Source organism: Bacillus sp. SJ-10, from assembly GCF_002843505.1.
GTDB lineage: Bacteria > Bacillota > Bacilli > Bacillales > Bacillaceae > Bacillus > Bacillus velezensis.
Window position 1 is genome coordinate 2,617,809 of record NZ_CP025258.1, and the last position, 20,217, is coordinate 2,638,025.

At 46.3% G+C, this 20,217-nt stretch carries 18 protein-coding genes; 12 read left to right on the forward strand and 6 right to left on the reverse strand.

Annotated elements, in window-relative coordinates; translation table 11 throughout:
• Positions 1-41 precede the first annotated feature (41 nt).
• The 8 genes from CXL14_RS13435 to CXL14_RS13470 all read left to right on the forward strand — a co-directional run bounded on the left by CXL14_RS13435 (position 42) and on the right by CXL14_RS13470 (position 11,530).
• Positions 42-1,253, forward strand: coding sequence for a macrolide family glycosyltransferase (locus CXL14_RS13435; protein ID WP_014418124.1), 1,212 nt, complete (start codon positions 42-44; stop codon positions 1,251-1,253).
• Positions 1,254-1,575: 322 nt separating this feature from the next.
• Positions 1,576-2,817 (forward strand): C40 family peptidase, encoded by a 1,242-nt coding sequence (locus CXL14_RS13440; RefSeq protein WP_014418123.1) that lies wholly within the window; start codon positions 1,576-1,578, stop codon positions 2,815-2,817.
• An 82-nt stretch (positions 2,818-2,899) separates the two neighbouring features.
• Positions 2,900-3,490, forward strand: a complete 591-nt coding sequence (locus CXL14_RS13445) for a superoxide dismutase family protein (RefSeq protein WP_014418122.1) — start codon at positions 2,900-2,902, stop codon at positions 3,488-3,490.
• A 77-nt stretch (positions 3,491-3,567) separates the two neighbouring features.
• A complete protein-coding gene (locus CXL14_RS13450) occupies positions 3,568-4,458 on the forward strand; it encodes an AAA family ATPase (protein ID WP_101287841.1) in 891 nt (296 codons plus the stop codon).
• Between the two features lie 10 nt (positions 4,459-4,468).
• Positions 4,469-6,385 (forward strand): vWA domain-containing protein, encoded by a 1,917-nt coding sequence (locus CXL14_RS13455; RefSeq protein WP_014418121.1) that lies wholly within the window; start codon positions 4,469-4,471, stop codon positions 6,383-6,385.
• A 227-nt stretch (positions 6,386-6,612) separates the two neighbouring features.
• Positions 6,613-9,447 carry a 2-oxoglutarate dehydrogenase E1 component gene (gene sucA / locus CXL14_RS13460; RefSeq protein WP_014418120.1) on the forward strand — a complete coding sequence of 945 codons (2,835 nt, stop codon included), beginning with the start codon at positions 6,613-6,615 and terminating at the stop codon, positions 9,445-9,447.
• Between the two features lie 15 nt (positions 9,448-9,462).
• Positions 9,463-10,710: a 2-oxoglutarate dehydrogenase complex dihydrolipoyllysine-residue succinyltransferase gene (gene odhB, locus CXL14_RS13465; protein ID WP_014418119.1), complete on the forward strand. Its 1,248-nt coding sequence runs from the start codon at positions 9,463-9,465 to the stop codon at positions 10,708-10,710.
• A gap of 73 nt (positions 10,711-10,783) precedes the next feature.
• Positions 10,784-11,530 (forward strand): MBL fold metallo-hydrolase, encoded by a 747-nt coding sequence (locus CXL14_RS13470; RefSeq protein WP_053284880.1) that lies wholly within the window; start codon positions 10,784-10,786, stop codon positions 11,528-11,530.
• A 30-nt stretch (positions 11,531-11,560) separates the two neighbouring features.
• Here CXL14_RS13470 and CXL14_RS13475 read toward each other — a convergent pair whose 3' ends face one another.
• Entirely contained in the window at positions 11,561-12,532 is a 972-nt protein-coding gene (locus CXL14_RS13475) for a bile acid:sodium symporter family transporter (protein WP_014418117.1), read from the reverse strand.
• 203 nt (positions 12,533-12,735) lie between these two features.
• On the opposite strand from CXL14_RS13475, the gene CXL14_RS13480 reads away from it, so the two are divergent.
• The gene (locus tag CXL14_RS13480; protein WP_007407975.1) at positions 12,736-14,073 is read left to right on the forward strand and encodes a sodium-dependent transporter; all 1,338 of its coding nucleotides are present in this window, start codon (positions 12,736-12,738) and stop codon (positions 14,071-14,073) included.
• A gap of 39 nt (positions 14,074-14,112) precedes the next feature.
• Here CXL14_RS13480 and CXL14_RS13485 read toward each other — a convergent pair whose 3' ends face one another.
• From CXL14_RS13485 to CXL14_RS13495, 3 genes are all read right to left on the reverse strand, one after another.
• Positions 14,113-14,958, reverse strand: a complete 846-nt coding sequence (locus tag CXL14_RS13485; RefSeq protein WP_007611962.1) for a superoxide dismutase — start codon at positions 14,956-14,958, stop codon at positions 14,113-14,115.
• Positions 14,955-16,838 carry a terpene cyclase/mutase family protein gene (locus CXL14_RS13490; RefSeq protein ID WP_014418116.1) on the reverse strand — a complete coding sequence of 628 codons (1,884 nt, stop codon included), beginning with the start codon at positions 16,836-16,838 and terminating at the stop codon, positions 14,955-14,957. The genes CXL14_RS13485 and CXL14_RS13490 overlap by 4 nt, the downstream gene beginning before the upstream one ends.
• 95 nt (positions 16,839-16,933) lie before the next feature.
• Complete coding sequence (locus CXL14_RS13495) at positions 16,934-18,421, reverse strand: aldehyde dehydrogenase family protein (RefSeq protein WP_014418115.1); 1,488 nt, start codon at positions 18,419-18,421, stop codon at positions 16,934-16,936.
• A gap of 183 nt (positions 18,422-18,604) precedes the next feature.
• Between CXL14_RS13495 and CXL14_RS13500 the strand changes: the two genes are divergently transcribed.
• From CXL14_RS13500 to CXL14_RS13515, 3 genes are all read left to right on the forward strand, one after another.
• Positions 18,605-18,808, forward strand: a complete 204-nt coding sequence (locus CXL14_RS13500) for a DUF6501 family protein (RefSeq protein ID WP_007407979.1) — start codon at positions 18,605-18,607, stop codon at positions 18,806-18,808.
• Positions 18,809-18,873: 65 nt separating this feature from the next.
• The gene (locus CXL14_RS13505) at positions 18,874-19,014 is read left to right on the forward strand and encodes a DUF4025 domain-containing protein (RefSeq protein ID WP_003153781.1); all 141 of its coding nucleotides are present in this window, start codon (positions 18,874-18,876) and stop codon (positions 19,012-19,014) included.
• A 292-nt stretch (positions 19,015-19,306) separates the two neighbouring features.
• A complete protein-coding gene (locus tag CXL14_RS13515; RefSeq protein ID WP_003153783.1) occupies positions 19,307-19,651 on the forward strand; it encodes a PH domain-containing protein in 345 nt (114 codons plus the stop codon).
• A 44-nt stretch (positions 19,652-19,695) separates the two neighbouring features.
• Here CXL14_RS13515 and CXL14_RS13520 read toward each other — a convergent pair whose 3' ends face one another.
• Both CXL14_RS13520 and CXL14_RS13525 read right to left on the reverse strand, forming a co-directional pair.
• On the reverse strand, positions 19,696-19,929 hold the full coding sequence (locus CXL14_RS13520; RefSeq protein ID WP_003153785.1) for a hypothetical protein: 234 nt from the start codon (positions 19,927-19,929) through the stop codon (positions 19,696-19,698).
• The gene (locus CXL14_RS13525; RefSeq protein WP_014418114.1) at positions 19,926-20,198 is read right to left on the reverse strand and encodes a hypothetical protein; all 273 of its coding nucleotides are present in this window, start codon (positions 20,196-20,198) and stop codon (positions 19,926-19,928) included. The genes CXL14_RS13520 and CXL14_RS13525 overlap by 4 nt, the downstream gene beginning before the upstream one ends.
• Between the last annotated feature and the right edge of the window lie 19 nt (positions 20,199-20,217).

A 20,217-nucleotide genomic window follows, 5' to 3' on the forward strand; every position in this document is an offset into this window, starting at 1 on the left:
TTTAAATATACATAAAATTTAAAAGAATAGGGAGTGGAAAGATGGCAAATGTATTGATGATCGGTTTTCCGGGAGAAGGCCATATCAATCCGTCTTTAGGCGTCGTAAAAGAACTGAAGGCAAAAGGGGAACATGTCGTATATTACGGCGTGAAGGAATATGAGAACAAAATCGCGTCAAGCGGAGCGGAATTCCGTGAATATGAAGATTTCCGAAAAGATGAATTCGGAAAAAACGCAACGGGTGATGAACAGCGGGACGCTACCGAGTTTTTACTATTAATGATTGAGACTTCCAAAAAAGCCGCTCTCCGTATTCTTGAAGAAGTAAAGGATGAATCCTACGACTACATCCTGTATGATCATCATTTTCTGGCAGGAAGGCTCGTGAGAAACCAGCTGAAACTGCCGGCATATTCACTTTGTACGACATTTGCAATGAATGAAGCATTTATTAAAGAAGTGTTTTCAAATACAAACCTTGTATCAGAGGAATCATCTCATTATCCGGCTTATACCGAAGCGGTCAGCCGGCTCAATGAAGAATTCAGCGCAGACATTAAAACGCCGTATGATATTTTCTCAAATGACGGCAGAAAAACCATCGTGTTTACTTCAAGAGCGTTTCAGCCGAAAGAAGAAGAGTTTGGCGATTCTTATCTCTTTGTCGGCCCGTCCATAACCAAAAGGGCGGCGGCTCAAGATTTCCCGTTTGAACAGCTTGAAGGAGAAAAAGTCCTGTTTATTTCCATGGGCACGATTTTTAACAATCAGAAGGAATTGTTTAATAAATGCTTAAAAGCGGCCAGAAACTTTAACGGAAAAGCCGTCATGTCAATCGGCAAACATCTTGACCCGGCGGAGCTTGATGAAATTCCTGAGAATGTCATTGTAAAGCCTTATGTTCCGCAGCTTGAGATCCTGAAGAGAGCGGACTTATTTATCACTCACGGCGGAATGAACAGTACGAGCGAAGGGCTTTACTACAAAACCCCGATGATCGTCATTCCGATGGGCGCAGATCAGTTCGCCGTCGGAAGCCAAGTGGAAAACACGGGCGCGGGCAAGATGTTTAAAAAAGAAGATGTAACAGCCGAACTGCTCACTGAAGCAATAAAAGAATTGAGCGAAAATCCTGAATATCAGACAAAAGCTTCTGAAATCGGAGAATCCCTGAAAGCGGCCGGCGGAGCACAGCGTGCAGCGGAATTGATAGCAGAAGACGTGAAAACTGCCGAGACCCGGGTTCTGTAATCACAGCCGTCACCCGCTTCCTTTAAAGGAAGCGGGCTTTTTTTGATTGTTTTTCGGGAGGATTTTTCACGCCGTAAAGAGAATTGTATGAAAAACAGACAAGAAAGGTGGAATGTCGCGGAAAAAAGCCATGTTATGAAAATGATTCTAAAGTCTTTTGTGAAATGTTCTCAATTTATGTAAAATGTGTGGCATTGGTGATGATCTAAGGCCAAATGAATCGGAATTAATGTCGACTTCTGAATGAATCCTGCATAACAGGCGGCGTCCAAAGAAAAGGAACGTCCCTTTCAGCAATGATAAATAGGAGGTTTTTCGTTATATGAAGAAAAAAATCGCAGCCGGTCTGGCTGTATCTGCAGTAATGACTTCAACCTTCGCCGTGCATCCAGCTGAAGCAAAAACCATTCAAGTAAAAAGCGGCGACTCTCTTTGGAAGCTTTCCCGGCAATATCATACAAGTATTTCAGCCCTGCAGGCGGAAAATAAACTGAAATCAACGATACTCCACCCAGGACAGCGGCTGCACATTCCTGACGGCAGCGGCACACATAAAACGGGTCAAAAAGGAAAACGAAGTACGGGTGCTTACACAGTTACATACGGAGACTCATTATGGGTGATCGCAAAAAAATACAAAATGAGCGTTTCTGAGCTGAGAAGCCTGAACCGTTTGAATTCAGATGTCATCTATCCCGGCCAGAAACTGAAAATTAAAGGGTCTGCCGGCGGCACGGACGGAGGCGGCAGACAGACAAAGCCTGATAAAGGCGCATCAGGGGCTTACACTGTGAAGCCGGGTGACTCGCTGTGGAAAATCGCCAATCAAACCGGCGTCACCATCGCCGAACTGAAAAAGCTGAATCAATTAACATCAGACATGCTGTATCCGAATCAAGTGTTAAAGATCAAAGGTTCTTCACATAACGGAAACAGCGGCACAACACCGCCATCTCATTCAAACCCTTCTGAGAAGCCATCCACTTACAAAGTAAAAGCAGGCGATTCCCTCTGGAAAATTGCTAATCGGTTCGGCATCACAGCTCAGCTCATCAGAGAAAAAAATAAATTGACAACTGATGTGCTTCAAATCGGACAAGTTCTGGTGATTAACGGAACGGGAAAAACAGAAGATCCTGTGCGGCAGCCGGATAACAAACCGGCAAAGCCAAACAAGCCGAATACTCCCGAACCTCCGGTGACAGGGTCAAAGATTGACAGAATGATAGGCGAGGCGAAAAAACATGTCGGCGTGCCTTACCGCTGGGGAGGCAATACGCCTGCGGGCTTCGATTGCAGCGGTTACATCTATTACCTTTTAAATAAGGTAACCTCTGTTTCCCGTCTGAGCACGGCCGGATATTGGAATACGATGAAACATATCAGCCAGCCGTCAGCTGGCGACTTCGTCTTCTTTACGACATATAAAGCGGGCCCTTCTCATATGGGAATGTATTTGGGCGGAGGAAATTTTATTCACGCAAGCTCCTCCGGGGTTGAAATTTCAAACTTAAGCAACCCATATTGGAAAAAAGCGTATTTAGGAGCGCGCAGTTATTTTTAAAAAAAGCCTTTCGGGGCTTTTTTTGTTTACCATTTTTACGTTTTGACAAGACTGATGGGTAAAAAAATAAGGGGGAGGAAGCATGAATCGTCTCTTGCTTTTTCTCATGCTCGCATCAATTACGCTTTGCGGCTGCGGGGGGGGACCCGCTCCTGTTCCGCCCAAAAAACATGAGGAAAGCCGCGCATTGGAAGCATCTGCATACCGTGAGCATGCCGGACTCATCAATCAAAACGGAAAAACGATCGGATATATCGAAGTGAGGGAATCTGATGATGAAGGATCAGACATTCATATATCAGCGGGGCATCTGCCGCCCGGTACTTCTCTCGGATTTCATATTTATGAAAAAGGGACTTGTCAGGCACCTGATTTCGAATCAGCCGGCGGTCCGTTCAACCCTTTGAACAAAGAACACGGCTTTAACAATCCGATGGGTCATCACGCCGGGGATCTCCCCAATCTTGAAGTGGGGGCTGACGGTAAAGTGGATGTCATTATGAATGCGCCGCAAACTTCATTAAAAGAAGGGAGCAGACTCAGCCTGCTCGACCGGGACGGAAGCGCGTTCGTCATTCATGAACATACGGACGATTATTTAACAAACCCGAGCGGAAATTCCGGAGCCAGAATCGCCTGCGCTCCCCTGACAAAAAGCGCCCGCAGGGAATGAGCCCTTTTGTATTGAGTATACAAGGGCTTTTTTAGTATACTCGGTTATGGAATACAAATGGAAAGGAAACATCACCTATGACTTCAGAATTACAGCACCTATCACTTCCGGAAGATATACAAAACAAACTGCAGGCTTATCAAAATCATCCCGTTTCCCAAGAATTCCGGGATTTAATCGGAACATCAGGCTATGAGGCCGAAGATAAAGCGATTGTATTCGATGCCGTCATCGCTTTGACAATGGGAAAAAATATCTTATTAAAAGGACCGACGGGCTCAGGGAAAACAAAATTGGCGGAAACGCTTTCGAACTATTTTCATAAACCGATGCACAGCGTCAACTGCTCCGTAGACCTTGATGCAGAAGCGCTTGTCGGCTATAAAACGATTGAAAATGAACAGGGACAGGCGACAATTGAATTCGTTCCCGGACCTGTAACAACCGCAATGAACGAGGGACATTTTTTATACATTGACGAAATCAATATGGCAAAGCCTGAAACCCTTCCGATTCTAAACGGCGTGCTTGATTACAGAAAAATGATGACAAATCCCTTTACAGGAGAAGTGATTAAGGCAAGCGAAGGATTCGGTGTTATCGCCGCGATTAATGAAGGCTACGTCGGCACCGTTCCGCTGAACGAAGCCCTTAAAAACCGTTTTGTCATCATTGATGTTCCGTATATTAAAGGAAGCCTCCTGAAACAGGTGCTGACCTCTCAGTCTGTCTTAAAAGATGAGAAATTAATTGAACGCTTTATGACGCTGTCTTCTGATTTAATCGCACAAGCGCATAACGGACAAGTGTCAGAAGAAGCGGCGTCCATCAGGGCTCTCATTGATACGTGCGACTTGGCTGCGTACATCCCGCCGAAACGGGCGATTGAAAGAGGCATCGTAGAAAAACTTGACGACGACAGGGAAAAAGCCGCTGTCAGAAATATTGCAGAAACGCTGTTCGAATGAGGGACATACAATGAAGTTTATCAAATTTAACGACAGCACGATTGATTCGTTTTTGTTCATGATGCTGACTGATCTGGCCAAAACACTGACCAGAAGCAGTGAAGTTGAAGTGGAATACGGCGTGCAGTCTTACTACAATCCCTTTGAAAAGAAAATTTACATGAGCCACTTTTGGAAAGACCGCTCAGCCGGGGATATGGAAGCCGGCCTGAAAAGCGATGTCTATTTGCGCGCTGTCGGAACACGCAGCAGCTCATTTCGGGAATTTGCGGGGTTTTTAAATGACGTTCACCGGCACTTTACCCGCCAAAGCTTTGCCAAGCAGCTGTTTATGCTGCTTGAGGATATCAGAATTGAAGAGCTGATCAAAAAAGAACGGCCGGGAACGAAACGTGTTTTTCAGAAGCGGAGGGAGATGTACAGGAAATATTTCACGACGCAGCTGACATTGAATTTAGAACGGAGCATTTTCACCGACGCTTTGTATTGCGCGATGTTTGTCAAGCTGACGGCTGAGTCTCCGCTTGAAGGCATTCCTTCCATGCATGAACATATTGATATGATGATACCGTATATTGAACGTCAGCTCATCCGGGTGTATGAGGCGGATTCTACGGAACAAATCGCAAGAATAACGGAAGACCTCATGGAAGGCCTTGATGAAGTGCTCGAGAAAGATATGCTGAACACGTACTTTTTTCTGCCGGAACTTGATTACGAAAAAGCGGCTGAAGAGCCTTTATTCGAAAGTGTAAAAAAAGCGCCTTCGTTAAGTGACGATCTCACGCTCCCTGAGTCTTCCGACGGAGATGAAGAAATCCTTGAAGAGAAAATGAATACGTGGCACCGGGAAACCGAAGCGCCGGCAAAAAGTTTCCTTCAATTTGATATTGAGCACGGCGCGAAATCAGATCTTGGGAAAGACGCGGCCAGAGAAGGCGATGACGGTGACCAGGCGCTCGGCTCCGTTCAAGGTTCCGCACGTCAGACGAAAAGAGAGGATTACTCCAAACTGGAAGCGCTTGAATCCATTCAGGATGAACATGAGGGCACGGGGCTGGCTGACGGAAAAGAAAATAAATTTGCCTTCCCGGTTTATCAAACGCCTCATAAAGCGTCTCCTGAAGAGGAGCAGTCTTATAAAGAACAGGCAAAAACGATAGAATCATATCAAAAACGCCTGAAGCAGATGATACAAAAAACACTTGAGCACAAAAAAACGCTCCCGCGGACCGACCTTCACGCAGGCCGGCTGAATCGCAAACTGATCCGTTATTTTACGGAGCGGAACCCGCGCCTTTTCTATAAAAAGCAGGACCCATCTTCAGACATTGACGCCGTTTTTACATTGCTTGTCGATTGTTCGGCCAGCATGTTCGACAAAATGGATGAAACAAAAAGAGGGATCGTTCTTTTTCATGAAGCCTTGAAATCAGTGTCCGTACCGCACCAGATCGTCGGATTTTGGGAGGATACGAACGAAGCGACCGAAACGAGCCAGCCGAATTTCTTCAATACCGTCATTCCGTTTGAAGAGTCGCTGCTGCAGGCGGCGGGTCCGCTGATCATGCAGCTTGCGCCTGAAGAAGATAACAGAGACGGATACGCCATCAGACAAATGACGAAACAGCTGATGCGGCGGAGTGAGGCGCAAAAATTTTTAATCGTGTTTTCAGACGGAGAGCCGGCAGCATTCGGATACGAACAAAACGGCATCGTCGATACGAGCGAGGCTGTCATCGAAGCGAGAAAAAAAGGGATAGAAGTCATAAATGTTTTTCTGTCCAATACTGCGATAGAAGAATCACAGATGAAAACCATTCAGGATATGTACGGAAAGTACAGTATTTTTGTTCCGGATGTCGATCAGCTGCCCGATGTGCTGTATCCGCTCTTGAAAAAACTGCTTCATAAAAGCATAGGATAGGCTTTTTCCTATGCTTTTTCGCTTTTTATTTTAAAATGATTTAATTTTTTCGGTATTGATCTGTTTTTTTTACTATTTTGTGAACAATCAAGGTAGAATCCAAACGCAATCAGTGGTAAAATATCCTTGGAAGCGTTTTTATTACATAATTTTGGGCACAGCGTTCAAAAGTTATTTCAAGATAGTGAATTGATCACTTGATTATCTAGGTTGGGGGTAATATTCAAATGTTTCAAAATAATATGAAACAAAGAATGAATTGGGAAGATTTTTACGGACCGAACCTCGGCTACGCACTGGAGCTGTACGACCAATATGCTGAAGATCCAGACAGCATTGATCCGGATCTGAAAGACATGTTTGACGAACTCGGCGCTCCGCCAAGCCAAATAAAAGAGGCATCGGGAACAAAGGAACAGGGACGCGTCACCGCAGATCTGATTCAAAAGATCGCAGCAGCAGTTAAACTTGCAGAAGATATTCGAACCTATGGCCATCTGAACGCTTCCGTCAATCCGCTCAGAAAGGATCCGAAAAAGAGCGAGCTCTTTCCGTTATCCGAGTACGGGCTTACAGAAGAAGAAATGAAAGCAATACCCGCGTCTGTCATCTGTAAAGACGCACCTGCCAATATAACAAACGGCTTAGAAGCCATCCAGCATTTACGCAATACCTATAAAAGAACCATCTCCTTCGAGTTTGACCATGTGCATGATTTCGAAGAGCGCGCATGGATTACAAAAATGGTCGAATCCGGAGAACTGTTCCGGAAAAATTCACCGGAAAAACTGTCAGCCGTTTTAGAAAGACTGACGGAAGTAGAAGGATTTGAACAATTTTTACACCGGACATTCGTCGGTCAGAAGCGTTTCTCAATTGAGGGATTAGACGCGCTTGTGCCGGTTCTTGACGACATTATCGCCCAGTCTGTGAAAGCGGGCACAACCAATGTCAATATCGGGATGGCGCACAGAGGCCGTTTAAATGTGCTTGCGCATGTGCTCGGCAAACCGTATGAGATTATTTTCTCAGAATTCCAGCACGCGCCGAATAAAGACCTTGTGCCGTCTGAAGGATCGACCGGCATCAGCTACGGCTGGACGGGCGATGTAAAATATCACCTCGGTGCAGACAGACAGCTTCAGGATGCTGAAACCAAAAGCGCGCGGATTACGCTTGCAAATAACCCGAGCCACTTGGAATTCATCAATCCGATTGTGGAAGGAAGCACGCGGGCGGCACAGGAAACAAGAACGCAAAAGGGGTACCCGGTTCAAGACGAAACAAAATCGCTCGCCATTTTAATTCACGGTGACGCAGCGTTTCCGGGAGAAGGCATTGTCGCCGAGACGCTGAACTTAAGCTCTCTGAAAGGCTATCAGGTCGGCGGGGCCATTCATATCATCGCCAATAATATGATCGGCTTTACAACAGAAAGCGATGAATCACGGTCCACGAAATATGCCAGTGATTTGGCGAAGGGCTACGAAATCCCGATCGTTCACGTCAACGCGGATGATCCGGAAGCATGCCTGTCAGCCGTTAAATTTGCGGTTGAATACCGGAAGCGGTTCAATAAAGATTTCTTAATCGATTTAATCGGATACAGACGGTACGGCCACAATGAAATGGATGAGCCGTCAACGACACAGCCGATGCTGTATGACGCCGTCAGAAAACACCCGACTGTCAAGCGGATCTTTGCGGAAAAACTCGTAAGTGAAGGACTGATCAGCGAGGAACAAGCGCAAAACATCGAAACGGCAGTGACAAAACGAATTGAAGACGCCTATAAAAAGGTGCCCGCCAAAAAAGAAGACGCCGTACGGGAAATTGAATTGCCGGAACCGGTGTCCAACGGTTTTCCAGACGTTGACACAGCCATTGATTTTGATGTTCTCCGCAAGCTGAACGGCGAACTTATCAACTGGCCGGAATCTTTTAACGTGTTCGGCAAGCTGAAAAGAATCCTGGAAAGACGTGCAAAAGCGTTTGATGATGACCGTAAAGTTGAATGGTCATTGGCTGAATCACTTGCGTTTGCTTCCATTTTGAAAGACGGCACGCCGATCCGGCTGACCGGACAGGATTCAGAGCGCGGAACGTTCGCTCAAAGAAACCTTGTGCTGCATGACAGCGAAACAGGAGAAGAATTTGTTGCCCTCCATCACTTAGACGACTGCGCTGCTTCATTTACGGTGCATAACAGCCCGCTCTCTGAAGGATCGGTTCTCGGCTTTGAATATGGATACAACGTGTATTCGCCTGAAACGCTTGTGATGTGGGAGGCGCAGTACGGGGACTTTGCCAATGCGGCTCAAGTCTATTTTGATCAATTCATATCTGCAGGACGGGCCAAATGGGGACAAAAATCAGGCCTGGTCATGCTGCTGCCTCACGGTTACGAAGGGCAGGGCCCTGAACACTCCAGCGGCCGCGTCGAGCGGTTCCTGCAGCTGGCGGCGGAAAACAACTGGACGGTGGCCAACCTGACAAGTGCGGCTCAGTATTTCCACATTTTAAGAAGACAAGCGAAAATGCTGCTTCGTGAGGAAATCCGCCCGCTTGTGATCATGACGCCGAAGAGCCTGCTGCGCAACCCGAATACGGTATCTGAAGTGCAGGAACTGAGCGAAAGCCGATTCAAGCCTGTCTATGAGCAGTCCGGACTTTCCCATGCTTACGAAAAAGTGACTCGCGTCGTATTATCAAGCGGAAAAGTGTCAATTGATATCAGCGATCACTTCAACAAAATGGAAGGCGATAAGGATTGGCTTCATATTGCCAGAATCGAACAGCTGTATCCGTTCCCGGCAAAAGATACGAAGGAGCTTTTCGCCAAACTGCCGAACCTGCAAGAGATCGTTTGGGTTCAGGAAGAGCCGCAGAACATGGGGGCATGGAGTTATATCAGCCCGTATCTGACGGAAATCGCGCCAAAAGGAGTAAATGTCCAATACATCGGCCGAAGAAGACGATCCAGTCCCGCAGAAGGAGATCCGACAGTCCACAAAAAAGAACAGGAACGCATTGTATCTGATAGCTTGACTCGCAAAAACTAAGGGGGAAATGTAAAAATGGCGGAAATTAAGGTACCTGAATTAGCAGAATCAATCTCAGAAGGAACGATAGCCCAATGGTTAAAGCAGCCCGGTGATTATGTAGAACAGGGTGAGTACTTGCTTGAACTGGAGACGGACAAAGTAAATGTTGAATTGACAGCAGAAGAATCGGGTGTTCTAAAAGAGGTATTGAAAGATTCGGGTGATACCGTCCAAGTAGGAGAAATTATCGGTACCATTACAGAAGGCGCTGGCGAAAGTTCTGCACCCGCCCCTTCAGAAAGTGCTCCAGCCAATGAACAAACGAAAGAGGAAGCAAAAGCTGAACCTGCTGCACAAGAAGTCAGCCAGGAAGCACAATCAGAAGCGAAATCCAGAACGATAGCGTCTCCGGCTGCACGCAAGCTGGCAAGGGAAAAAGGGATTGATCTATCACAAATTCCGACGGGGGACCCGCTCGGCCGCGTGCGCAAGCAAGATGTGGAAGCTTATGAAAAACCGGCTTCAAAACCTGCGGCACAGCCGAAACAGCAGGCTCAAAAAACACAGCAAAGCTTTGACAAACCTGTCGAAGTGCAAAAAATGTCCCGCCGCAGACAGACGATCGCGAAACGATTGGTTGAAGTGCAGCAGACTTCTGCGATGCTGACTACATTTAACGAAGTTGACATGACGGCCGTTATGAATCTAAGAAAACGCCGTAAAGACCAATTCCTTGAGCAAAACGATGTAAAACTCGGTTTCATGTCGTTCTTTACAAAAGCCGTCGTGGCTGCATTGAAAAAATTCCCGCTCCTTAACGCTGAAATTCAAGGCGATGAGCTGATCGTGAAAAAATTCTATGACATCGGTATCGCTGTCGCGGCTGAAGAAGGGCTTGTCGTCCCAGTCGTGCGTGACGCTGACCGCCTGACGTTTGCCGGCATTGAAAGAGAGATCGGCGAACTTGCGAAAAAAGCGCGAAACAATAAATTAACATTAGGTGAGCTGCAAGGAGGCTCCTTCACGATCACAAACGGAGGTACATTCGGATCGCTTATGTCAACACCGATCCTAAACAGCCCTCAGGTTGGGATCTTAGGTATGCACAAAATTCAGCTGCGCCCAGTAGCGATTGATGCGGAGCGCTCTGAAAACCGTCCGATGATGTACATCGCTTTATCATATGATCACAGAATTGTAGATGGTAAAGAAGCGGTCGGATTCCTCGTCACCATTAAAAACCTGCTTGAAGATCCGGAACAGCTGTTGCTGGAAGGATAATTTGAGACAGACAAAAAGTACACTGCCCTTACAAGCAGTGTACTTTTTTTATTGAGAGAAGGGGAGAATTTATATGCAAAGCTGTTATCCGCTTGAGATCGAATTTGAATATAATGAAGAATTGCATTCTATCACTCCGGTTCTTCTGCAAGACGAACATGACACGATATTAATAGACTGCGGATATCCCGGTTTTACAAACCATCTTCAACATGCTGCCGCCCGGCATGGAATGTCGCTTCATTCATTGACAAAAATTATTGTAACGCATCACGACATAGACCATATCGGCTCACTCGCTGCATTATACCGTTTGCATCCGGATGTCAGCGTGACAGCACATGAGCGTGAAGCGCCGTATATTGATGGCTCTAAAAAATCTTTACGGCTTGAGCAGGCTGAATCAACGTTTTGTTCATTGCCAGAGGATGCAAAGCCTTATGCAAAACAGTTCATCCGCTCGCTTCAATCAGTCGAATCGGCTCCAGTTCACCGGACAGTTACTGACGGCGAGCTGCTGCCTTGGTGCGGAGGCATTCGCGTTGTAGCCACGCCGGGTCATACACCCGGCCATATCAGTCTTTATCTGCCTGCCGAAAAAACAATGGTCACAGGTGATGCGGTCGTCATTGAAGACGGAAAGCTGAACCTTGCTAATCCTAGCTATACGTTACATATGGATGATGCGGTCCGTTCTGTGCGGCGGCTGCTCGATTACGATATCCGCCAATTGATTTGTTATCATGGAGGTCTATTTCAGGGGGATGTGAAAAAAGCGCTTTTGCGTCTGTTTCGTGATTTGCAGAATAAAAAAGGATAGGAGCGGCCAGTCTATCCTATCCTTGTTCAGTTATGAAAACGGAATCTTTGCCGTTTCTTCTACCTCGGCGCTGTTTTTCTCTTTTTTCTTAGACCAGTAGGTGGCAAGAACAGACCCCGACAGATTGTGCCATATGCTGAAAATTGCGCTCGGCACGGCTGACAAAGGGGAGAAATGCGCTGTCGCAAGCGCTGCGCCCAGTCCGGAGTTTTGCATTCCGACTTCGATCGCAATCGCTTTTTGTGAAGCATAATCCATTTTGAACAGCTTTGCAGTCAGGAATCCTAACAAATATCCGATTCCGTTATGTAAGATGACGACAGACACAATCAGCAGTCCTGATTGAAGCAGATGCTCACGATTTACGCTGACGACAGAGGATACAATCGCTACGATGCCGATTACCGACACGAGAGGAAGCGCGTGCACGGCTTGTCCGACCTGTTTTTTGAAGAACAGCTTCACAATCACCCCGAGGACGATCGGCAAAAGCACGGCTTGCATAATGGAAACAAACAGTGAACCGAAAGAAACGGGGAGCCACTCTTTCGCAAACAGCATAATAAGTGCCGGCGTTACAATAGGAGCAAGCAATGTTGAGATCGTGGTGACCGCAACAGAAAGCGCCGTATTGCCTTTCGCCAAAAACGTCATGACGTTTGATGCCGTACCGCCCGGACAGCATCCGACCAGAATGACGCCCGCGGCGATTTCTGCGGGGAGGCGGAGCCCGATTGATAAACAGAAAGCCGTAAGCGGCATAATCGTAAACTGGGCAGCGACTCCGATCACGACATGCCAAGGCTTTCTGATTAATTCTTTAAAATCGTCTGCTTGAAGAGTAAGCCCCATCCCAAACATAATAATACCAAGGAAAATCGTCATATAAGAACTGATCCAAGAAAACAAATCAGGGCAGGCGAATCCTAAACCGGCAAAGACGATAACCCACAAGCCAAAGGTTTGGCCCGCAAACCCGCTTGTTTTTTTCAGCCATTCCATAAACACAGCTCCTTTTACATTCAATCAATCAGTCAGAAAATATGACTGACTTTTCTGTATTCCATTATAAATAATTTTCTGAATAATTCAATATTAAATATAAGTTTTCAATAAAATTATTATGTAAACTAACATCTTCTTGACTATTCAGACATATATTCTTACAATTGATTTTTATACTGAAATGAATTGGGAGTGCTGAAGTGAAAGAAGCTAATCAATGGTCATCTAAGCTGGGATTTATTTTAGCTACGGCCGGCTCTGCAATCGGGCTCGGCGCAATATGGAAGTTCCCTTACGTAGCGGGAACCAGCGGAGGCGGCGCTTTTCTGCTTGTTTTTATTTTATTTACTGTTTTAATCGGACTGCCGCTTTTGCTTGCTGAATTTATTATCGGCAGAAAAACACAAAAAAACGCCGTTGAATCCTATAAGGCGCTCGCGCCGGGGAAAAAGTGGCACTGGATCGGATATCTCGGAATCATTACGTGTTTTATTCTATTATCCTTCTACAGCGTAGTGGGGGGATGGATATTAATCTACATTATAAAAGGCTTTACAGGCGGTTTATCGCTTTCTTCGGGATTTGATACGTTATTTATCGATACCATTTCAAACCCTTATGCAGCCGTTTTCGGCCAGCTGCTGTTTATCGTGCTGACGATTTTAGTTGTGGCAAAAGGGGTGAGCAGCGGCATCGAAAAGGTAAGCCAGGTGCTGATGCCGGCTCTGTTTATTCTGTTTATTCTTTTAATGATCCGCTCCGTTACGCTGCATGATGCAGCGAAGGGATTAAAATTCTTCTTCATGCCTGATTTTGGCGCGATGGATGCCAATACCATTTTATATGCGATGGGACAATCATTTTTCTCGTTAAGCGTCGGAGTGTCCGTAATGGTTACATACAGCGCATATTTAGAAAAAGAAGAAAATATTGTTCAATCCGCCGTATCGGTGACGGTATTAAATGTCCTTGTTGCTGTGATGGCGGGAGTGGCGATTTTTCCGGCGGTGTTTGCATTCGGCCTCAAGCCGGATCAAGGCCCGCAGCTTTTATTTAACGTGCTGCCGACTGTCTTTAACCAAATGCCGTTGGGCATCGTGTTTTTACTCGCCTTTTTGCTGCTGTTTTTATTTGCGACGCTGACATCGGCTTTTTCAATGCTTGAAATTTTAGTTGCTGTTTTGTCAAAAGGCGATTCGGCAAAACGGAAGCGGTATGCATGGATCGGGGGACTTGCTATATTTATTGTCGGGGTCCCTTCGGCGCTGTCGTACGGAATTTTGAGTGATGTTTCTATTTTTCACCGCAGTATTTTTGACGCTGCGGATTTTCTGGTCAGCAATGTCTTAATGCCGCTGGGCGCGCTTTTAATTGCCGTTTTCGTACCGCTGAAAATTCCGAAACAGATGTTGTTTGACGAACTGAAAAGCGGTTCCGGTATAAAACGAAAATGGTTTGCAGTCTGGCTCCTATTAATCCGTTATGTGGCTCCTGTAGCCATTATTATCGTTTTTCTGCACGTGCTTGGTATTTTTTAAACCAAAAGAAGCACGCCCCCGTTCAAGACGGGGGCTTTTTTAATAAAGCGGCCATATCACGCGGTGCGCTTGCTCGAACCGTTTCTCCGCCTCCCGCCAATCAACGACATTCCACCATTGATCCACGTAAGCCGCGCGGTCGTTTTTATATTGTAAATAATAAGCGTGTTCCCACACATCCAGCGGAAGCAAAGGAATGACGTCCCACTGGCTGTAGAGCTGATGCTTCTCAGCGGCCAAAATCTCCAGCCGCCCGGCGCGCGGCGCCCAGACTAGGATAGCCCAGCCGACTCCTTCGACTTTTTTCGCCGCTTGAGAAAATTGCTCTTTAAAAGCGGAATAGCTTCCGAATGACACATCAATCATTTGAAAGAGTGCACCCGTCGGCCGTCTTTTTCCGTTTGGATTCATCGAAAACCAGAAAATACTGTGCAAATAATGGCCCGCGCCGTGAAACGCCAATTGCCGCTCCCAATGTGCCACTAAGTCGTACTGTTTCGTCTGTCTCGCTTTTTTGAGCTCCAGTTCTGCTTTATTCAGACCGTCAACATAGCTCTGATGGTGTTTGGTATGGTGGAGTTTCATAATCTCTCTTGAAATATACGGTTCCAGTGCGGAATAACTGTAAGGCAGTTTAGGGAGGACATGCTTGCCGATCGGCACATAGGCTCTGCGCTCATCCGGCTCTTCGGGTTCAGTAATGTCCCGGTAAAGTGCTGATGCCTGTTCGTACCATTCCGCCTCCGTTAATCCATCATCCTGAAGGGTGTGAAAAATCCGGTCGATTTGTGCCGCGAAGCGATCGAACCGACCTTGTTGAATGACTTGTTCCTTCAAGGTTTCACACCAATTCAGCATCTCGGTTTGATAAGCGTGCCGTTTCATTTTTCTTCCTCCTTTTCACTCATTTTCATAAAAGTGCTGAGCGCAAGCAAAGAAAACACATACGGGTAGCTGTGATATCTGATGTAAAACTGTTTCGGCAGGCCGATTCCAGTCGGATAGCTGAAAGCGGCTCCTTCGTAATGCCGGTTTTCAATAAGAAAAGATATGCCTTTTGTGACGGCTTGATGATGAGGTTTTTCGTATTGCAGCAAAGCTTCGGCCGCCCAAGCCGTCTGTATAAGCGTCCCGTAAGAAAGCGGAACATAGGTTTTCTCTTCTGCACTTTTACAGGATTCCCCCCAGCTTCCGTCCTCGTTTTGAATGGACTTCAGCCAGCGGATCGCTTTTTTTACGGCCGGGTGGTTTTGGCTCACGCCGCAAGCCTTCATCCCTGTCAGCGCCGCCCATGTGCCGTAAATATAGCAGACACCCCATCTGCCGTACCACGATCCGTCCTCTTCTTGATGGCGGATCAGCCATTGGACGGCTTTTTCAATCTGAGGGTGATCAGAAGAAAGCCCCGCTTCTCCTAAACAGTGCAGCACCCGTCCGGTTAAGTCGCTTGTTGAAGGATCGATGGCAGCTTCCTCAGCCGATTCCAGCGGCAGCAGGCGGACCAGCGGATGATTGACATTTTTCTCAAAAGCAGAGAAGCCGCCGTCACTGTTTTGCATGGACAAAAGCCAGCTCAGTCCGCGTTCCCATGAGGCGGGATAAAGTTTTCGCGGAATGGCTTTGAGCACTGCGGCTGTGTCATCACAATCAGGATTATTTGTATTAATGTTTGAAAAACCCCATCCTCCCGGTTCAGCATGCGGGTTGTGAACGGCCCAATCAGCGACTTTCGTCTGCTGCCGTTCACGCAGAAACCGGGCGGCGCTGGTTATCATCTGATCGTTATCTGGGATGCCGCTTTTCATAAGCGCATAGCTGAGAAGCGCCGTATCCCAAACGGTCGACGTTGAATTTTCCAGGTACGGTATATTGCCGCAAGACGTGAGCAGAGCTTTCGTGCCGGCAAGCGCTTTTCTGATAACGGGGGAGTGGCGCGATACACCGAGAGCGAGCAGGCCGTACACCATAAAAATAGTGGCGCTCGCATAGCTGTATAATGTGCCGTCTTCTTCAATCCGGTCAAGCATATACGTTTTGGCCGTACGCAGACCGAGCTGGTGAAAAGCGGCAGGAATCTGCAAAAGCCGCTTCCAGTGCGCGAAAAGAGAAGAGAGGTCTCTGTTCTCATCCTGATCGGAACGAAGCCATGTAAACGGATTTTTAGTCATATGCCGATCTAAATGCGCGAGAGACGGAACGTTGGGATTTTTCAGCGAAAATCTTTTGTTAAGCGTCACGGCCATCGGTACAAAATGAATACGGGCGTATGTACTGAACTGGTAAAAATGCAGCGGGAAGGATGGGGGAATGACTAAGAAAGATAATGGCAGATGCAGCGCGGGCCATGGATAAAGGCCGTTTGCCGCAAGCATCCACTTTGTCATGAAGTGTACGTTGCGCAAGCCGCCATTTGAGATGATAAAGCGTTCGGCCTGAATCATATGCGCCTCAGAACGGCTATATAAACCGGAAGCCAGCAAGCCGGCATAGCCCTGTACAGTGGCGGTCACATTTCCTTTCCGGTCATCAGGATAGTTGGCAAAAGTTCCGTCCGGGCGCTGTTTAGCGCGAATGCCTTCTGCAAGCTCAGCGATCAGTTCTTTATCATTGTCTCCAAGAGAAGTGAGGAGGAGGATCAGAAAGGCGTTTGTCAAAATCGGTCCTTCAAAACAAAATGACCATGAGCCGTCCGCATTTTGCGTTTCTCTTAATAGGGAGATGGTTTTCTTTTGGCGGCTTCTGACGTTTTCATGAATTGTGCTCACACTCGCTCAACTCCTTCAGAAGCATATATATTCATATGTAAAAGGCCGCATGACAAAAGAAAGAAACTGCTGACAGGCAGCAGTTTCTTGTTTGATTAATCTTCCAGATTGATCCAGACGCTTTTCACTTCTGTATAATTATCCAGAGCGTAAGAGCCCATTTCCCGCCCGAGGCCGGATTGCTTATAGCCGCCGAAAGGAGATGCCGCATCGAAAACATTGTAGCAGTTGACCCAAACGGTGCCGGCTTGGAGACGGTCAGCAATGTAATGGGCGTTTTTGACATTCTCAGTCCAAAGTCCGGCTGCAAGGCCGTATTCCGAGCGGTTCGCCCGCTCAATCACTTCATCTACCGTATCATACGGAATGGCGGCTAAAACCGGGCCGAAAATTTCTTCTTTTGCGATGGTCATGCTGTCATCCACATCCGCAAATACAGTCGGGGAGACAAAATACCCTTCTTCAAACGGGCAGCTGCCGCCCGCGACAGCTTTGGCTCCTTCCGCTTTTCCTTTTTCAATATATGAAAGCACGCGCTCATGCTGTTCCTTACTGACGAGCGGGCCGATTTGTGTATCTTGGTGAAGGCCGGCGCCTTGCTGAAGCGATTTCGCATATGAAACCATTTCGCTGACGACCTCATCATATTTGTCTTTGTGAATGAAGACACGGGAGCCTGCACAGCATACCTGCCCCTGATTAAACATGACCCCGTTTAAAGCGCCGGGAATGGCTTTCTTCAAATTGGCGTCAGGCAAAATGATGTTAGGTGACTTTCCGCCAAGCTCCAGTGTCACGCGTTTAATTTTTTTTGCGGCTTTTTCCATGATTTTTTTGCCGATTTGTGTAGAACCGGTAAAAGCGAGTTTATCGACATCGTCATGGTTGGTCAGCGCTTCCCCGGCCGTTTCGCCGAACCCTGGGACAATATTGATGACGCCGTCAGGGAAGCCCGCCTGATCTATTAATTCCGCTAAATAGAGGGCAGTCAGCGGTGTCTGCTCCGCCGGTTTCAAAACGATTGTGCAGCCTGTGGTAAGGGCGGCGCCCATTTTCCACATCGCCATAAGGAGCGGGAAGTTCCAAGGGATGATCTGCCCCACGACGCCGACAGGCTCATGGCGGGTGTAATTAAAATATGAGCCGGCGACCGGAATCGTTTGTCCGGTTATCTTTGTAGACCACCCGGCATAATAACGCATATGCTCAATTGCGAGCGGGATATCCCCATTCGTCGTTTCATTAATCGGTTTTCCATTATCAAGTGTTTCAAGCTGCGCGAGTTCCGTTTTGTGCTCTTCCATTAAATCGGCAAGCTTATACATCAGCCTGCTTCTGGAAGCGGCCGGCATAGTGCGCCATTCGCCGTGATCAAAGGCTTTGCGTGCCGCTTTCACTGCACTGTCAATGTCTTCTGACTGTGCCTCGTAAAGCGTCATCAGCGTTTCCCCGGTTGCCGGATTCGGTGTGACAAATGTTGATCCTGAAGCGCTCGGAACAAATTTTCCGTCAATATAAAGCTTCTTCGTGCCCTGTAAAAATGTTTCCAGCCTTTTTGTGATCTGCATCGTTAAAGAACTCATTCGTAACAAACCTCCCGAAATTTTTTTATGGTCTGTTTTGAGCATCTTGATGTCCGCGCAAAGTAAGCGCATACAGTCATTCTATAATAACACCTCCGGTAAAATCAATCGATAACCGTTATTGCAATTCACAAGAAAAAACGGCTACAATAAGCTTATCGATTAAGAAAAGGAGTTTTATAAATGATTCATAATAATTGGCAGACAAAAGAAAGCGTCAAAAAGGTCAAATGCGTACATACAGATGCGAAAAAATACATTGTCAAAAATGTGCTGACGCCGGGTAAAGAGTATGAAGTCAAAAATGAAACAGAAGAATTCATTTTTGTTGTAGACAATACAAACAAAGTCGGAGGCTTCTACAAAGAGTATTTTGAAGAAGTTTAAAGCTGTATGAATTTATTTTGCCTGAGCCATACTAAAAAAGACTACATATAAAGGGTGGCTGCAAAATGAAAAAAACAGAGCAAGACAAACAAAATAAAACATCAGATCAGCTTCAGCAAGTGCAACCTGAAGAAGGCACCGACACGACGATGGAACAAATTTCAGATACCTATAAAGAAGGAACAATTGAAGATACGGATCGTTGATGTTTTGTTGAACCGCGGCATTGGAGAAGCCGCGGTTTTTTATGGCGAAAATAAAAAACTGACTTTTCGAAAAAAATACCGTTTTCTTGAAACCTTTTCTTTCGCTGAACCGTACTACTTCATAACAGCGGCACCTTTCGCGAAGGGCTTTTTTGATGAACGTTCTAAAAATGTAATCTGTTCGTAATGGTTTAAATGCCGTCTATGTCGTATTCTTATATAGGGATAAAGAACTTATTTTTTTATGATTGTAATAAAACAATAGTATAGAAGCAGAAAGTGGGGTTCTTCATTGGGAATTTTTTCTGTCAGCAGATCAACCGACACAAAAAAGCTGGAGGCTTTGCTCGTTGAGGGAGAACGGATCGAAACGATTTATAAACTGCGGGTTGACCAAATATGCTTTACGAATAAACGAGTGATTTTCTTTGATAATAAAATGTTCTCCAAAAAGAAAGTGCGCGTATTTCTTCCATATAAAACAATTGAAAGCTTCGCCATTCAAGAAGCAGGGATGTTTGATCCCGATACCGGGCTTGTATTAATGACAAGGGGAAAAACTTTCGAATTGGAATTTGCAAAAGAAACGGACTTGACTGAGGTTCAAGCCATCTTAACAAAATACTTATGCAGTTAAATATCACATAAAAGCCATCCGAATGCATGCGGATGGCCTTTTTATTATATAATGCTTGTTTTTCCGGAGTTCGAATCAATGAGATCCGGATCAGCAATAGAACTGATGGGGATATAAATCGGCGCCAAATCACCATTTTCTTCACCGAATCCGTAGTTGATCTTATTGGATAAAAAATAATCGATTTGCTGATACGGGCCGATCGTAATGGAAGAACCGCGGTCGACTGCATTTACTTTAAAGCCCCCTACATTTACCAAAACTGGCGAAAACATCATAATGGGCCTCCTTTTCCGGCAGGGATTTTATCGCATGCAGACTCAAAGGCAGATGGAGAATCAATTTGATCCCGGTCATCCACTTTGCCGTTCGTGCCGATGAAGCCGCTTGCATCTCCGAAGTTCTGTCCGTATCCCTGATTCTTTTTATCAGAATTCTGCCATTCCGCCAGTAAATTTTGTCCGACATTCACCGCTGAAGCATTTTCAAAGGAATTAATTTTCAACATGAAAATATTAATATTGATATATGGAGTTGGTTGAACCACAGGCAAACCTCCTTTAATA

Excerpts from the sequence above, each read along its gene's own strand:
- CXL14_RS13445 (WP_014418122.1), top strand. The coding sequence starts at position 2,900 with ATGAATCGTCTCTTGCTTTTTCTCATGCTCGCATCAATTACGCTTTGC.
- odhB (WP_014418119.1), top strand. The coding sequence starts at position 9,463 with ATGGCGGAAATTAAGGTACCTGAATTAGCAGAATCAATCTCAGAAGGA.
- sucA (WP_014418120.1), top strand. The coding sequence starts at position 6,613 with ATGTTTCAAAATAATATGAAACAAAGAATGAATTGGGAAGATTTTTAC.
- CXL14_RS13485 (WP_007611962.1), bottom strand. The coding sequence starts at position 14,958 with ATGAAACGGCACGCTTATCAAACCGAGATGCTGAATTGGTGTGAAACC.
- CXL14_RS13495 (WP_014418115.1), bottom strand. The coding sequence starts at position 18,421 with ATGAGTTCTTTAACGATGCAGATCACAAAAAGGCTGGAAACATTTTTA.
- CXL14_RS13475 (WP_014418117.1), bottom strand. The coding sequence starts at position 12,532 with ATGGAATGGCTGAAAAAAACAAGCGGGTTTGCGGGCCAAACCTTTGGC.
- CXL14_RS13435 (WP_014418124.1), top strand. The coding sequence starts at position 42 with ATGGCAAATGTATTGATGATCGGTTTTCCGGGAGAAGGCCATATCAAT.
- CXL14_RS13505 (WP_003153781.1), top strand. The coding sequence starts at position 18,874 with ATGAAAAAAACAGAGCAAGACAAACAAAATAAAACATCAGATCAGCTT.
- CXL14_RS13470 (WP_053284880.1), top strand. The coding sequence starts at position 10,784 with ATGCAAAGCTGTTATCCGCTTGAGATCGAATTTGAATATAATGAAGAA.
- CXL14_RS13520 (WP_003153785.1), bottom strand. The coding sequence starts at position 19,929 with ATGATGTTTTCGCCAGTTTTGGTAAATGTAGGGGGCTTTAAAGTAAAT.
- CXL14_RS13440 (WP_014418123.1), top strand. The coding sequence starts at position 1,576 with ATGAAGAAAAAAATCGCAGCCGGTCTGGCTGTATCTGCAGTAATGACT.
- CXL14_RS13450 (WP_101287841.1), top strand. The coding sequence starts at position 3,568 with ATGACTTCAGAATTACAGCACCTATCACTTCCGGAAGATATACAAAAC.
- CXL14_RS13500 (WP_007407979.1), top strand. The coding sequence starts at position 18,605 with ATGATTCATAATAATTGGCAGACAAAAGAAAGCGTCAAAAAGGTCAAA.
- CXL14_RS13455 (WP_014418121.1), top strand. The coding sequence starts at position 4,469 with ATGAAGTTTATCAAATTTAACGACAGCACGATTGATTCGTTTTTGTTC.